The 13,885-nt window shown below is 63.4% G+C and carries 10 protein-coding genes and 1 tRNA gene; 6 read left to right on the forward strand and 5 right to left on the reverse strand.

Going from position 1 to position 13,885, the window contains the following annotated elements; all coding sequences use genetic code 11:
• The first annotated feature begins 24 nt into the window (after positions 1 to 24).
• The 3 genes from PQR53_RS07730 to folD all read left to right on the forward strand — a co-directional run bounded on the left by PQR53_RS07730 (position 25) and on the right by folD (position 3,552).
• Entirely contained in the window at positions 25 to 1,422 is a 1,398-nt protein-coding gene (locus PQR53_RS07730) for a DUF3300 domain-containing protein (RefSeq protein WP_408452042.1), read from the forward strand.
• A 20-nt stretch (positions 1,423 to 1,442) separates the two neighbouring features.
• The gene (locus PQR53_RS07735) at positions 1,443 to 2,384 is read left to right on the forward strand and encodes a DUF2950 domain-containing protein (RefSeq protein WP_408452044.1); all 942 of its coding nucleotides are present in this window, start codon (positions 1,443 to 1,445) and stop codon (positions 2,382 to 2,384) included.
• A gap of 310 nt (positions 2,385 to 2,694) precedes the next feature.
• Positions 2,695 to 3,552, forward strand: a complete 858-nt coding sequence (folD, locus tag PQR53_RS07740) for a bifunctional methylenetetrahydrofolate dehydrogenase/methenyltetrahydrofolate cyclohydrolase FolD (protein ID WP_408452045.1) — start codon at positions 2,695 to 2,697, stop codon at positions 3,550 to 3,552.
• A gap of 113 nt (positions 3,553 to 3,665) precedes the next feature.
• Here the strand turns inward: folD and PQR53_RS07745 are convergent, their stop codons facing one another.
• Positions 3,666 to 4,784, reverse strand: coding sequence for an acyltransferase family protein (locus tag PQR53_RS07745; RefSeq protein WP_408452047.1), 1,119 nt, complete (start codon positions 4,782 to 4,784; stop codon positions 3,666 to 3,668).
• A 286-nt stretch (positions 4,785 to 5,070) separates the two neighbouring features.
• Here PQR53_RS07745 and PQR53_RS07750 point away from each other — a divergent pair, with 286 nt between their 5' ends.
• Positions 5,071 to 7,179: a M3 family metallopeptidase gene (locus PQR53_RS07750; RefSeq protein WP_408452049.1), complete on the forward strand. Its 2,109-nt coding sequence runs from the start codon at positions 5,071 to 5,073 to the stop codon at positions 7,177 to 7,179.
• A gap of 124 nt (positions 7,180 to 7,303) precedes the next feature.
• Here the strand turns inward: PQR53_RS07750 and PQR53_RS07755 are convergent, their stop codons facing one another.
• Positions 7,304 to 8,605, reverse strand: coding sequence for an amidohydrolase family protein (locus PQR53_RS07755; RefSeq protein WP_408452051.1), 1,302 nt, complete (start codon positions 8,603 to 8,605; stop codon positions 7,304 to 7,306).
• Between the two features lie 354 nt (positions 8,606 to 8,959).
• Here PQR53_RS07755 and PQR53_RS07760 point away from each other — a divergent pair, with 354 nt between their 5' ends.
• On the forward strand, positions 8,960 to 9,658 hold the full coding sequence (locus tag PQR53_RS07760; RefSeq protein WP_408452053.1) for an aspartate/glutamate racemase family protein: 699 nt from the start codon (positions 8,960 to 8,962) through the stop codon (positions 9,656 to 9,658).
• Positions 9,659 to 9,778: 120 nt separating this feature from the next.
• Here PQR53_RS07760 and PQR53_RS07765 read toward each other — a convergent pair.
• Positions 9,779 to 9,855, reverse strand: a tRNA-Met gene (locus PQR53_RS07765).
• A 125-nt stretch (positions 9,856 to 9,980) separates the two neighbouring features.
• A complete protein-coding gene (locus PQR53_RS07770; protein WP_179732908.1) occupies positions 9,981 to 10,268 on the reverse strand; it encodes a hypothetical protein in 288 nt (95 codons plus the stop codon).
• Positions 10,269 to 10,519: 251 nt separating this feature from the next.
• Here PQR53_RS07770 and xth point away from each other — a divergent pair, with 251 nt between their 5' ends.
• Entirely contained in the window at positions 10,520 to 11,296 is a 777-nt protein-coding gene (gene xth / locus PQR53_RS07775; RefSeq protein WP_179732909.1) for an exodeoxyribonuclease III, read from the forward strand.
• Between the two features lie 186 nt (positions 11,297 to 11,482).
• Here xth and PQR53_RS07780 read toward each other — a convergent pair whose 3' ends face one another.
• Positions 11,483 to 13,678 (reverse strand): prolyl oligopeptidase family serine peptidase, encoded by a 2,196-nt coding sequence (locus PQR53_RS07780; RefSeq protein ID WP_408452054.1) that lies wholly within the window; start codon positions 13,676 to 13,678, stop codon positions 11,483 to 11,485.
• Positions 13,679 to 13,885: the final 207 nt, after the last annotated feature.

Raw genomic sequence — 13,885 nt, forward strand, 5'->3', positions numbered from 1 at the left:
TAACGCAGCCGGGAGGATTTCATCGTGAAACGATCCGGAACACACCGATCGCGTGTGTTGCTTGTTTGCGCCGCCCTTGCGAGCGCGCCACTCTTCGCCGGTCTGGTCACGCCGGGCGTCGTCCACGCGCAAAGCGCCGCGAAGATGTCGAACCAGCAACTCGATTCGCTGACCGCACCCATTGCGCTCTATCCCGACGCGCTGCTAGCGCAGGTGCTGATGGCCGCGACCTTCCCCCAGGACGTGCAGGCCGCAGCCGCCTGGTCGCAAGCGAACTCGAAGCTGCAAGGCGACGACGCCGTCAAGGCGGTCGCGTCCGAGCCCTGGGATCCGAGCGTGCAATCGCTGGTCGCCTTTCCGCAGGTCCTCGCGACGATGGCGTCGAAACCGGACTGGGTCTCGCAACTCGGCACCGCCTTTCTCGGCCAGCCGGATGATGTGATGGACTCCGTGCAACGCCTGCGCAAACAGGCGCAGGCCGCCGGCAATCTGAAGACGAGTTCGCAGCAGAAAGTCGTGGTCGAACAAAGCACGATTCAGATCGTGCCGGCCAATCCACAGGTGGTATACGTGCCCACGTATAACCCGACTGTCGTCTACGGTACATGGCCCTATCCCGCCTATCCGCCGGTGTATGTCCCGCCGCCACCCGGTTATGCCATCGCGACCGGATTCGCAACCGGGCTTGCGTTCGGTGCCGGCGTCGCCGTGGCCAATTCGCTGTGGGGCGGCTTCAACTGGAACACGCATGACGTCAACATCAACGTGAACCGGTACAACAACATCAATGTGAACAACCGGCTCAACGTGAACAGCAACACGGCGAACTGGAATCGCAACGCCAACGTCAATCGCAACGTCAACAACGCGAATCTCAACCGCAACGTCAACAACAACCTCGGCAGCGCGCAGCGCGATGCCTTCCGCGGCCGTGACGACGCGGCCCGTGCCCAGGCGCAACAGACCTTGCAGAACCGTACCGGCCAGAACCTCAGCGGCAGTGCCAGCCAGCGCGTGCAGGGGATTCATCAGGGCGGCACCGCGAACGCCAACCTGCAGGCCCGCGCGCAGAACGTCAATCGCGATAACGCGTTGCGCGGCGCCGGCGACGGCAACGCCGCGCGGCAGAACATGCAGCGTGGCGAGGCGAGCCGCAACGCGGCCGCGAACCGTTCCGGCAGCTTCGGCGCCAACGGTGGCGGCCAGCAACGCGCAGGCGGCGGTCTCGGTGCAAACGGCGGGGGCCAGCAACGTACGGGCGGCGGTCTCGGCGCCAACGGTGGCGGCCAGCAACGCGCGGGCGGCGGTCTCGGTGCGAACGGCGGGGGCGTCCAGCGCGGTGGTGGCGGCAACCTCGGCAGTGGCGGCGGCAGAATGGGTGGTGGCGGCGGCGGTGAGCGCCATTTCGGCCGGAACCGTTGAACGATCAAGAGGAGTCTCTAATGATTCGCTTATTCCCACGCGGCGCCTTGCGCGCCCACGTCGTGACATTCGCCGCCGCCCTCGGCACGACCGGCACGTTACTGGTCGCGCCGGCACTGCTGCTCGGCACGACCGCCGCCCACGCGCAGGCGGTCTATCCCAGTGCCGACGACGCCGCCAATGCGTTCGTCGACGCCTTGGCCAGCAACGATGACAGTGCGCTTAAACACGTGCTCGGTAACGATTTTCATCGCTTCATTCCTTCCGAAGGAATCGGCGACGACGACATCTACCAGTTCCTCGGCGCATGGTCGAAAGGGCATCAGATCGTTAAGGACCCGGTGAAGAGCAAGGGACGCGCAACCGCCCATCTGGCGGTTGGCGAAAGTGGCTGGACCTTGCCGATTCCGCTCGTGCAAATGGCGCACGGCTGGCGTTTCGATCCGCCCGCCGCACAGGACGAAATGCTGACGCGCCGTATCGGCCGCAACGAACGCGCGGCGATCCTGACCTCGCTCGCCTACCTCGACGCGCAAAACGATTATCACAACCTGACGCAGCACTACGCGCAGCGCTTCGTCAGTACGCAAGGCCAGCATGACGGCCTGTACTGGGCGACGGCGCCCGGCGAAACGGACAGCCCGCTCGGACCGCTCGCCGCCACCATGCCCAACGGCACCCTGCCAAAAGACGCCTATCACGGCTATCACTACCGGATCCTGACGGCGCAGGGTCCTCATGCGAAAGGCGGCGCGCAGAACTACGTCGAGAACGGTGTGCTGACCAAAGGGTTCGGTCTGATCGCCTCGCCGGCGGAGTATGGCAAGACTGGCGTGATGAGCTTTATCGTTAATCAGGACGGTCAGGTCTATCAGAAGAACCTCGGGCCGCAGACCGCGCGCGCGGCCGCCGCCATCAAATCGTTCGACCCGGACGATAGTTGGCAGCCGGTGCAACAGTAGCCTTGTCCCGAGAGCCGCGGCGGCGCACGAGCCGCTCGCGGCCGATCGACGCTGAGATCCAGCATCGATATCATGCCGGCGTCAGGCAAGTCTTCAACGCAGCCATCCGTCGCAAGCGCCCCGCTCCACCCGGAATCCATCCATGGCGTGCCCTGCCAGGCCGGTATAATGTCGGACTTTGCAGCGCTGCTTATCCCTGATCCGCGCCGCACACCTTTCACGTGCCGACCCGTTTCCGGTAGAAGCGCCATCACACATGCCGCGCACCTCGCGCCTGCCCAGCTTTCCAAACTGCCCATCTCGACCGACCATGACTGCCAAACTGATCGACGGCCTCGCCCTTTCGAAGACCCTGCGCGCGGATGTCGCCACGCGCGCCGCCGCCCTCACCGCTCGCGGCCATCAGCCGGGCCTCGCCGTGGTGCTGGTCGGCGACAATCCGGCCAGCGAAGTCTATGTGCGCAACAAGGTCAAGGCGTGCCATGACAACGGTCTCGGTTCCTCGTTCGACCGCTATCCGGCCGATCTGCCGGAGGCCGATCTGCTGGCTCGCATCGACGAACTGAACCGCGACCCGCGCATCCACGGCATTCTGGTGCAACTGCCGCTGCCGCCGCATATCGACAGCCACAAGGTGATCGAAGCCATCGCCCCGGAAAAGGATGTGGACGGGTTTCACGTCGCCAACGCCGGCGCGCTGATGACCGGCAGACCGCTGTTCCGCCCCTGCACGCCGTACGGCGTGATGAAGATGCTGGCCGCCTATGAAATTCCGCTGCAAGGCGCGAATGCGGTGGTGATCGGCCGCTCGAACATCGTCGGCAAGCCGATGGCGCTGCTGCTGCTCGAAGCAGGCGCGACCGTCACGATTTGCCATAGCAAGACGCGCGACCTCGCCGCCCATACCCGTAACGCCGACGTGGTGGTCGCCGCCACCGGTCTGCGCAACATTCTCACGGCGGACATGTTGAAGCCGGGCGCCGCCGTGATCGACGTCGGCATGAATCGCGACGAAGCCGGCAAACTGTGCGGCGACGTCGATTTCGCGGGTGTCAAGGAAGTGGCCGGCTACATCACGCCGGTGCCGGGCGGCGTCGGTCCGATGACCATCACGATGCTGCTCGTCAACACGATCGAAGCCGCCGAGCGCGACGCGTCGAAGGGCTGATAAGAAAGCCCGATACAAGGGCTTTGGCAGGAAGGCCCGTAGGGCCTTCTGAAAACGAAAACCGGCGCCCTGGAGCGCCGGTTTTTGCTTTGTAGCCTTCCCCGCCCCAAGGTTCAACGGGCCGCCGGATCGCTTGTCGCAATGCCCGGCGAGCCGAGCGGCGTTTGCGAGCGCGCCAGACGCCGCCGGCACCACTTCAGCACGGGCCGCTCCACGAAGTGCCACGACAGCGCCGCGCACAGCAGAATGAACGGCGCGGCGATCAGCACTGCGACCACATGGCTCAACTGCGGCGCGATATTCGCGACGCATTGCTGCACCATAAAGCCGTACAGATAAATCCCATATGAGTAATCGTGGCGCGGCACGAAACGCCGCAAAAGCGGTGTCGTGCCCACCCACAGCACGCCGTAAACAAAAGCCAGATAGAACAGCGGTTGAGCGCCTGCGGTGTCGCGGAACACCAGAAACACCATCGCCAGCGCGAGTGCCGTCAAGCCGTTGATGTCGACCCGTTCGCGCCATCCGTACAGCAGCATCCCCAGCAGGAAAAACGGCTCCGGCCAGAACGAATAGCCGCCGGGCGTTTCGCTGAAGTCACGCAGCCCGATCTGCAGATGCGGCAGGTGTACGCGAAAGACGAACGCGGCGCAGCCGAGCGCGACCGCCAGCGCCACGCCACGCGCGCTGGACAGCAGCCCCAGCATGCCGGTCACCATCACGATCAGATAACAGCGCACTTCGAGCGGCAACGTCCACAGCGGCCCGCAGACGTCGACGGCAAAGCGGTTGTGCTCGAATACGCCAGGCAGCGCCCAGCCGGTTTTCAGCACAATGGTGGAAAAATTGTCGAGGTTGCCCCACGTCATGCCCGAGGCGAAATAGTCGCGCAGCGGCAGCGTCGTAAACAGCGGCCCGAGGATGAACACAGTCACCAGAGAACCGCCCGCCACCGCCGGCCACAGGCGCGCGATGCGCAACGCGACGAAACGCGGCACCGAGCGTTGCCGGTCGAAACTCGCGGTCACCAGCATGCCGCTCAGCAAAAAAAACGCATAGACGCCGAGTGCGCCGAAACCATCGAAACCGAGCGCGTTCTGGACCCAATCCGTCGTGCCGTCGGGTGCCTGCAGTAGATACGAATGGCCATACACCACGGCGACAGCGGCAAGAAGCCGCACCAGATCGAAGTTGTTGCCGTTGCGCGATAGAGCGTGCGAAAGCGGGTTCATCGATACCTCTTACGAAAACGTCGCCGACGGGTAGCGATACGCCAGAATGCGGCACAGCAGCAATTCGCACCGTTCGCTTTCGCACAGACGCGCGCGGCTGCCCGCAGCGCGCGCGCCATTCGCTGCCCGCGCGCACAGTCGCGCGACATCTGATAATTTGTCTGGCGACGGATTGGAATCGGCGCGCCCTGCCCCAATAATGCCTATAGAGGTGTTGTCGGGCGTCGTCGCGCGCGCCCGTCGATGCACCCGATTACCCGTTCACCCGCGTCAGACAGGAAGCCTTATGTCCACTACCCCCTCGACTCACGACAATCCGCTCCTCGATTTTTCCGACCTGCCGCGCTTTGGCGACATCCGCCCCGAACACGTCACGCCCGCCCTCGATATCCTGCTCGCCGATGCGGCCGCCGCCGTCGAGCGCGCGGCGCAGCCCATCACGCCCGCATCGTGGGCCGACGTGGTCGAGCCGGTCGAGCGCGCCACCGAACCGCTGTCGCGCGCCTGGAGTGTGGTCGGCCATCTGAACGCCGTGGCCGATACGCCGGAACTGCGGGCCGTATACGGCGAGAATCTGCCGCGCGTCACCGAATTCTGGTCGAGCGTGGGCCAGAACCTCGCGCTGTACGAGAAGTACAAGGCGCTGAACGCCAGCGACGATTTCGCTTCACTCACAGGCGAGCGCAAGAAGATCCTCGGCAATGCGCTGCGCGATTTCCGCCTCTCGGGCGCGGAATTGCCGGAAGACCAGAAGCCCCATTTCGCCGAATTGCAGGAACGCCAGGCGGGCTTGTCGAAAGCATTTTCGGATCACGTGCTCGATGCGACGAACGCCTACGCGTATCTCGTCGAAGCCGGCAATGAAGCGCAACTGGCCGGCCTGCCCGAAGACGTGATCGAAGCCGCGAAGGAAGCAGCCGAACGCGAAGGCAAGACCGGCTACAAATTCACGCTGCACTTCCCGTCGTATTTCCCGGTGATGCAGTACTCGGAAAATCGCGCGATGCGCGAAGCCGTGTACCGCGCGTATGTGTCGCGTGCCTCTGAGCTCGGTCCGCAATACGGCAACGGCAAACCCGAATGGGACAACACGCAGGTGCTCGCCGATCAGTTGAAGCTGCGCGCGGAAGAGGCGCACATGCTCGGCTACAACAACTTCGCCGAAGTCTCGCTCGCGCCGAAGATGGCCGAGTCGCCGGCACAGGTGATGGCCTTCCTCGAAGACCTCGCCACGCGCGCGCGTCCGCACGCTGAACAGGACTGGAAGGAACTGCGCGAATTCGCCGCGAACGAACTTGGCATGAGCGAGCTGCAACCGTGGGACATGACGTTCGCCGCTGAACGTTTGCGTCAGAAGCGTTATTCGTTCTCCGAGAACGAAGTCAAACAGTACTTCCCGGAAGACGCGGTATTCAAGGGCCTTTTCAAGGTCACCGAGACGCTGTTCGGCGTGCGCATCCGTCGCGACGAGGCGGCCGTGTGGCACCCGGACGTGCGCTTTTTCCGCGTCGAGAATCAGGACGGCGGCCTCGTCGCCCAGTTCTATCTCGACCTGTATGCACGCGAAGGCAAGCGCGGCGGCGCATGGATGGACGACGCGCGGGGCCGTCACAAGCACACGCATGGCAGCGTGCAAACGCCGGTCGCGTATCTGACCTGCAACTTCTCGGCGCCGGTCGGCGGCAAGCCCGCCTGCTTCACGCACGATGAAGTGATCACCCTGTTCCACGAGTTCGGCCACGGACTGCATCACATGCTCACGCGTGTCGACGAACTGGGCGTGTCGGGCATCAACGGGGTCGAGTGGGACGCCGTTGAGTTGCCGTCGCAATTCATGGAAAACTTCTGCTGGGAGTGGGACGTGTTGAGCGACATGACCTCACACGTCGAAACCGCCAGGCCGCTGCCGCGCGATCTGTTCGACAAGATGCTCGCCGCGAAGAACTTCCAGAGCGGTCTTGGCACCTTGCGCCAGATCGTGTTCTCGATGTTCGACATGCAACTGCACACCGGTTTCGACGCGTCCGGTACGAAGAACGCGACCGAACTCGCGAGCGAGATCAACGAGCGTTTCCACGTGGTGCCGCAAGCTTCGTTCTCGCGCTGGCCGAATACGTTCAGCCACATTTTCGCGGGCGGCTATGCGGCGGGTTACTACAGCTACAAGTGGGCGGAAGTGCTGTCCGCCGACGCCTACGCCGCTTTCGAAGAAGCCGCGCAAGCCGCGAGTGGCAGCGTACTCGATCAGGCGACCGGCATGCGGTATCGCAAGGAAATTCTGGAAGTGGGCGGCAGCCGTCCCGCGATGGAATCGTTCAAGGCGTTCCGTGGCCGCGAGCCGAATATCGACGCCTTGTTGCGGCATAACGGCATGACGCCTGGTGCGGCGCATTGATCTTGCGTTGAAGCGCTCGTCGGCGTTGTAGATAGCGCCGATATCGATAAAAAGCCGGTGGCTTGCGGGAGCAAGCACCGGCTTTTTTGCCGTTCACGCGTTCCTCGCGTGCGGCACGCTGCGGCTAACCGCGATGCAGCTTGAAATCCACCTCTGCAGGACGCCCTTCCAGCGACAACGCCGCACGGGCAGCCGGCGCGCGACTCACCACCTTGCCGCGACTGACCACCGCGAGGCGCGCGGCACGCAAGCGGATCGCTTCGACCGGATCGCGGGCGTCGAGCAGCACGAGATTGGCGGCGCTTCCCGGCGCGATGCCGTAGCCTTCCAGCCCGAGAATACGCGCGGCATTCACGGTGACCGCGTCGAAGCACGCATGCATACCGTCAACGCCGGTCATCTGCGCAACATGCAGCCCCATATGCGCGACTTCGAGCATGTCGCCGGAGCCGAGGCTGTACCACGGGTCCATCACGCAATCGTGACCGAACGCGACGTTGATGCCCGCTGCCATCATCTCCGGCACGCGGGTCATGCCGCGGCGCTTCGGATACGTGTCGCTGCGGCCCTGCAGCGTGATGTTGATCAACGGATTGGCGATCGCGGCGACGCCCGACTCACGCATCAGCGGCAAGAGCTTGCTGACGTAGTAGTTGTCCATGGAATGCATCGAGGTCAGGTGCGAACCGGTGACGCGCCCATGCAAGCCGAGCCGGTGCGTTTCGGCTGCGAGCGTTTCGATATGGCGCGACAGCGGATCGTCCGATTCGTCGCAATGCATGTCGACCCGTAGGCCCTGCTCCGCCGCGTACTCGCACAACATGCGCACGGATTGGGCGCCGTCGGCCATCGTGCGCTCGAAATGCGGAATCCCGCCGACCACGTCGACGCCCATCTTGATCGAGCGCTTCAGGTTCTCGAATGCGCCGGCGCTGCGCAATACACCGTCCTGCGGAAACGCCACCAGTTGCAGGTCGAGATACGGGGCGACGCGGCGCTTCACTTCGACCAGCGCTTCGACCGCGAGCAGGCGCGGGTCGCAGACATCAACGTGGCTGCGAATGGCCAGCAGGCCACGCGCGACAGCCCAGTCGCAATACTGCAGCGCGCGCTGGATCAGCGCCTCCTGCGTGAGCTCCGGCTTCAGTTCGCCCCACAGCGCAATGCCTTCCAGCAAGGTGCCCGACGCATTCACACGCGGCAGACCATATGACAACGTCGCGTCCATGTGGAAATGCGGATCGACGAATGGCGGCGTGACGAGCGAACCGGCGGCGTCGATTTCTTCACGTGCGCTGGCGGCCAGATTCGGCTCGACGGCCACGATGCGGCCCGCTTCGATGCCGATGTCGACTGGCTGCTTTTGCTGGCTTTTCTGCGACGCGGCGCTCGGCGGCAGCATCGCGCGGCGGATGATCAGATCCATGAATCACTCCCTGTTGACCGCTCTTTGAATGATGTCGATTCTATCGGCGTCAGAAAGCGCGTGGCGGGGTTTTGTTTTGACTGGATACCGTACCGGTGAGCTAAGGGGAATCCGTACCGGCTCCGGGCAGGGACGTCCGCCTATACTCGGCTTTTCGAACGTTCGATGCGGGGGATTCGGCGTTTGGCGTTTGGCGTTTGGCGTTTGGCGTTTGGCGTTTGGCGTTTGGCGTTTGGCGTTTGGCGTTTGGCGTTTGGCGTTGGCGTTGGCGTTGGCTCCGGCGTTTTGGCTCCGGCGTTCGGCATCCTCCTTCGTCGCACACCGGCTCGCATCATCCACCAACGGAGCAAGACCATGAAAACCATCGGCGTGATCGGCGGGATGAGTTGGGAATCGTCCACCGAGTACTACAAGCTCCTGAACCGCCACGCCAAGGCGCGCCTCGGCGGCCATCACAATGCCCGCAGCCTGATGCTGACCCTTGACTTCGCGCCGATCGAGGCGAACCAGCGCGCCGGCGACTGGACTGCGCTTGGCCAGCAGTTGGCCGACGCCGCCCGTCAACTCGAACGAGGGGGCGCCGACCTGGTGATACTGGCGACCAACACGATGCATCGCGTGTATGAATCGATCGAACGGGCGATCGAGGTGCCGTTCCTCCACATCGCGGATCCCACCGGCACCGCGCTGCGCGCCGCGGGAATCGAGCGGGTGGGCTTGCTCGGCACGCGCTACACGATGGAACAGACTTTCTACACAGGCCGCTTGCGCGAGCGCTACGGCCTCGAGACGCTGGTTCCCGATGAATCCGAACGCGCGGATGTGCACCGCATCATCTACGACGAACTGTGCCACGGCAACGTGAGCGACACCTCGCGTGCGGTGTATCAACGTGTAATCGAAGGACTCGCCGCACGTGGCGCGCAAGCGGTGATTCTCGGCTGCACGGAAATCACCTTGCTGATCAAGCCGGAAGACTCGGCGTTACCCGTGTTCGACACGACCGCGTTGCATGCGCAAACGGCGGTGGAATGGGCGATCGATTCGGACTGAATGCCTGCGTGTGTGGCGACTGCGTGGCGCGGCCCGATTGGTCGTCCGGGCCCGCGCGAGAAGTGCCGCCACAAGTTAAAAAGCCCGCGTAGCTTGCGCTAGCGGGCTTTCAACAATGCTTGGTTGCGGGGGTAGGATTTGAACCTACGACCTTCGGGTTATGAGCCCGACGAGCTGCCAGACTGCTCCACCCCGCGTCAGAGAAAAAAATTATAGCGGGTTGTCAGCAAGACGTCAAACAATCGGATGAAATAGTTTCAAACGAAGTGCGCGGCGCGCGTCTTCGCTCATGCATGGCTCATGCTGCAATGAGCAAGCAAACTCAAAGATCCTCGACCGTCGCGCCGTCCACTTTGCCGTCGATGATATCCGCGCCGTACTGGCTTGCGCTGCGCTTGGCGACGCCGAAGTCGGAGAACGTGGACGTCAACACGAGACGAAATACACGGCTTGCCTTCGAACCGCTGATCGCTCCCGGCCGGCAAACGCGTACCGCAACGTCGTAACCTTCGGCATGACGCTTATGACCGTCGAACTTGTCGAACTGCCGCGAAAACACCAGCGGATGCACTTCGAAGTCCTTATAAAGGGCTGGATAAAGTTGTGCCATGGACCATCCCCGATGCGCGTAAATGTGATCCCACTATACGCCGCGGCATGACAGGATCGGGCTTTTATTTTTCGCGGCGGGCGGGACGATTTTCACTGTCGCGCGCCTCGCGCGATAAGATGCGGGGCTATCGGCATTAGCCCGATCCTGTCAACCCGGACCTGGGTCGCAGGACGGGCAGATCAAGCAATAGAGCAAAAACGAGAGGCAACGCCTTTTCAAAGACTTTGCCCAAAGAATGTGAGGACCTCATGAAAATCGCCACCTGGAACGTCAATTCCCTCAAAGTACGCGAGCAGCATGTGATCGACTGGCTCGGCACCAGCCAGACCGACGTGCTGTGCCTGCAGGAATTGAAGCTGACCGACGACAAATTCCCCCGCGCCGCACTCGAGGAGAAAGGCTACCGGAGCTGGTTCGCGGGCCAGAAAACCTACAACGGCGTCGGCATTCTGGTGCGTGACGGCCTGAACGTCGACCCGAGCACCGTCGTGCGCAATATCCCCGGCTTCGAGGATCCGCAGCAACGCGTGATCGCCGCAACGGTCGACGGCGTGCGCATCATCTCCGCGTACTTCCCCAACGGTCAGGCGCCGGGCACCGACAAGTTCGCCTACAAACTGCGCTGGCTTGCCGCGCTGCACGACTGGATCGCGCGCGAAATGGCGCTCTATCCGAAGCTCGCGCTGCTCGGCGACTACAACATCGCGCCGGAGGATCGCGACGTACACGATCCAAAAGCATGGGAAGGCCAGAATCTGGTGTCGCCCGAAGAGCGCGCCGCCTTCGTGCAGCTGATCGGACTCGGTCTGCTCGATGCCTTCCGCCAGTTCGAGCAGCCGGAAAAAATCTATTCGTGGTGGGACTATCGGATGATGGCGTTCCGCCGCAATGCGGGGCTGCGCATCGATCACATTCTGCTGTCGAAGGCGCTCGCCGACGTGTGCTCGTCGTGCGATATCGACAAGGTCCCGCGCAAATGGGATCAACCGTCGGACCATGCGCCGGTGGTCGCGCAGATCGGCTGAATGGCGCTGTGAGCGAGGCCTCGAACCGGGCCTCACTCGGGTGCTCAAGCGAGAGCAATGCGGCGTAGCGCGCTCGGTCGTTTACGCAAAGACCCGCGGCGAATTCCCTGGTAAGGCTTAGGCGGAGCGGCTGCGAACGGGTTTCGAAAGGCCGATGCGGGCGGCCGTCGTGCCTGTTTCGAAAGGCTACGCCGCCCCGTCCAAGCAGCGCCACAAGAATTCAAACACCATCGCATCATGCTCGGCCTGCTCCAGCTCATCGGAGCCGCCGTGGCCTCCTTCCGTGTTCTCCCGATACCAGACGCTTTCCGCGCCCAATGCCTGCATACGGGCGGCCATTTTGCGCGCATGTCCGGGGTGGACGCGATCGTCGGCCGTCGACGTGGTGAATAGCACAGGCGGGTACGCCACGTCAGCACACACGCGGTGATAGGGTGAGTAGGCAGCCAGCACACGCGCTTCGTCGGGTTCATCCGGATCGCCGTATTCATCGATCCATGACGCGCCCGCGTGCAGCAGGTGATAGCGGCGCATGTCGAGCAGCGGCACCTCGCAGACCACGGCGCCGAACAACTCAGGCCGCTGCACCATGCACGCCGCGACCAGCAGGCCGCCGTTGCTGCCGCCCTGAATACCGAGTTGTGCGGCACTGGTCACGCCTGTGCTGATGAGCGCCTCGGCCACCGCGATGAAATCATCGAACGCGCGCTGCCGGTGCTCACCCTGCGCCTCTGTATGCCACTTCGTACCGAACTCGCCGCCGCCGCGAATATGCGCCACCACATACACGCCGCCCCGCTCCAGCCAGCCGATGCCCGGCCCAGTCAGGTAGCTCGGCAGCAAGGGAATCGCGAAACCGCCGTAACCGTTAAGCAGGCAGGGGCGGGTTTGGTTGTGCGTTTGCTCCTCTGGTTGCAGCCCTTCCACCACGTGTGGCGCATCCCGTGGTCCGATCACGGTATACGGCACCCGCGTGCCGTCCGCGGACACCGCGTGCGCACGCGTCACGACGAACGGCGTCGCGTCGAACTGGGTCGGCCAATGGTCGAGTAACGTCCAATCGGTCAGATCATCCCGAGCAAGATCGGTTAGCCAGTATGCAGGCGGCTGCAAATAATCGTCGGTATCGACGAACACCTCGTCGTTCAGCGTCGGCTCGACGGGTGAGACATCGGCTTCTTCGTCATCACGCGACGGAAAGACGCGTTGATGCCAGTGCCACGCCTGACCTGCCACTTGCGACGGGATCCACAACGAGGTCTTGCTCCGCACATCTTCCAGATACGACACGATCAGATGATTGCGCGTATGGGTCCACTCGCAGGCGGAGGTTTGCGATGTCGGCACGAAGAGCGGCACCACGTCACGCCCACCACGCAAGAATGCAGCTTCGCGGATCGCCAGTAACGCGCCGCCTGGATAGCGCACGCCGTTGCAATCCCAGTCGAGGCGCGGCTCGAGCAGCAACCAACCCTGCCAGCCGCCGACCGCGACGTGTGATGGTACGTCGTACTGGCACCAGCCATTGGTGCTGTCGGTACTGCGGGCATTGCTGCCACTGCTGGCAACAGTAACGCGCTTAGCCGCGTCACCCACATCAACATCGGCGCCATCAAGGTAATACGTATGCGAATCGAAGAAATCGACGCTGCTCACCACCGTGTGGCGCCGCTCGACTGGATCATAGTGCGCCTCCACGCCGATATCGCCGAACGCGCCCTTGAACACAACCGGCGCGTCAGCCAGCGCACTACCACGCGTCCAGCGCCGCACTTCGCGCGGATATCCGGAGCGCGTCAGCGTCTTGCGGCCATTGTCCCACCCGACATAAAGCGTATCCCGATCTATCCACGAAGCCGTGTGCTTGCCTGCCTTCGCAATCACGAAGCCATCGTCGACAAAACGTTGCGCGTCGATGTCGAACTCGCGCACCACGAGCGCATCCGAGCCGCCCGGCGACAGCGTGATCAGCGCACGATCGCCGTCCGGATAAAGAATGTCGAGCTCGACGCAAACCCATGGCGTGCCTTCGGCCGCACCGAGCGCGTCGAAATCGAGCAGGTTCTGCCAGACCGGCGCGCCGCTGCGCCAGGCTGCCCACGTCGTACGCCGCCAGATGCCTTTGGGATTGCGTTCGTCCTGCCACAAATCGTAGGCCCAGTCCTTCCAGCGATCGGGAATGACCGGACGCTCGCGCGGCAGATAAGCATCGGCAAGCCGCTGCCTGAGCGATTCGAATTCCGCGCTGCTGCCCCACGCGGCGCGCGTGCGGGCGTTCTGCGCTTCGACCCACGCGAGCGCGCCGGGGTCGTCGAGCACTTCGAGCGACAGAAAGGGATCGGGGGAAAGCGGCCAGGAGAAAGGAGCGGGAGAAGCGGGCATCGTCAGCTGTCGAATGAAAACAGCGTTGATTATGCCTTGCGTGAGGCCGGGGAGCCGGGGTTGACCATCAAGCCGCCCCGGCCGCCCCACCCCGCGAACCTCAGGGCTCGAGATTGAGTTCCTGAATTTGTTGCACAGACTAAAACCCGCTTGTACACTGGAATGACCGTCTGATAAGGGTTTCAGACCGGATTCTGTACCACGCGG

The organism is Paraburkholderia fungorum (genome assembly GCF_046027605.1).
Taxonomy (GTDB): domain Bacteria; phylum Pseudomonadota; class Gammaproteobacteria; order Burkholderiales; family Burkholderiaceae; genus Paraburkholderia; species Paraburkholderia fungorum_F.

Excerpts from the sequence above, each read along its gene's own strand:
- PQR53_RS07735 (WP_408452044.1), top strand. The coding sequence starts at position 1,443 with ATGATTCGCTTATTCCCACGCGGCGCCTTGCGCGCCCACGTCGTGACA.
- folD (WP_408452045.1), top strand. The coding sequence starts at position 2,695 with ATGACTGCCAAACTGATCGACGGCCTCGCCCTTTCGAAGACCCTGCGC.
- PQR53_RS07745 (WP_408452047.1), bottom strand. The coding sequence starts at position 4,784 with ATGAACCCGCTTTCGCACGCTCTATCGCGCAACGGCAACAACTTCGAT.
- PQR53_RS07750 (WP_408452049.1), top strand. The coding sequence starts at position 5,071 with ATGTCCACTACCCCCTCGACTCACGACAATCCGCTCCTCGATTTTTCC.
- PQR53_RS07755 (WP_408452051.1), bottom strand. The coding sequence starts at position 8,605 with ATGGATCTGATCATCCGCCGCGCGATGCTGCCGCCGAGCGCCGCGTCG.
- PQR53_RS07760 (WP_408452053.1), top strand. The coding sequence starts at position 8,960 with ATGAAAACCATCGGCGTGATCGGCGGGATGAGTTGGGAATCGTCCACC.
- PQR53_RS07770 (WP_179732908.1), bottom strand. The coding sequence starts at position 10,268 with ATGGCACAACTTTATCCAGCCCTTTATAAGGACTTCGAAGTGCATCCG.
- xth (WP_179732909.1), top strand. The coding sequence starts at position 10,520 with ATGAAAATCGCCACCTGGAACGTCAATTCCCTCAAAGTACGCGAGCAG.
- PQR53_RS07780 (WP_408452054.1), bottom strand. The coding sequence starts at position 13,678 with ATGCCCGCTTCTCCCGCTCCTTTCTCCTGGCCGCTTTCCCCCGATCCC.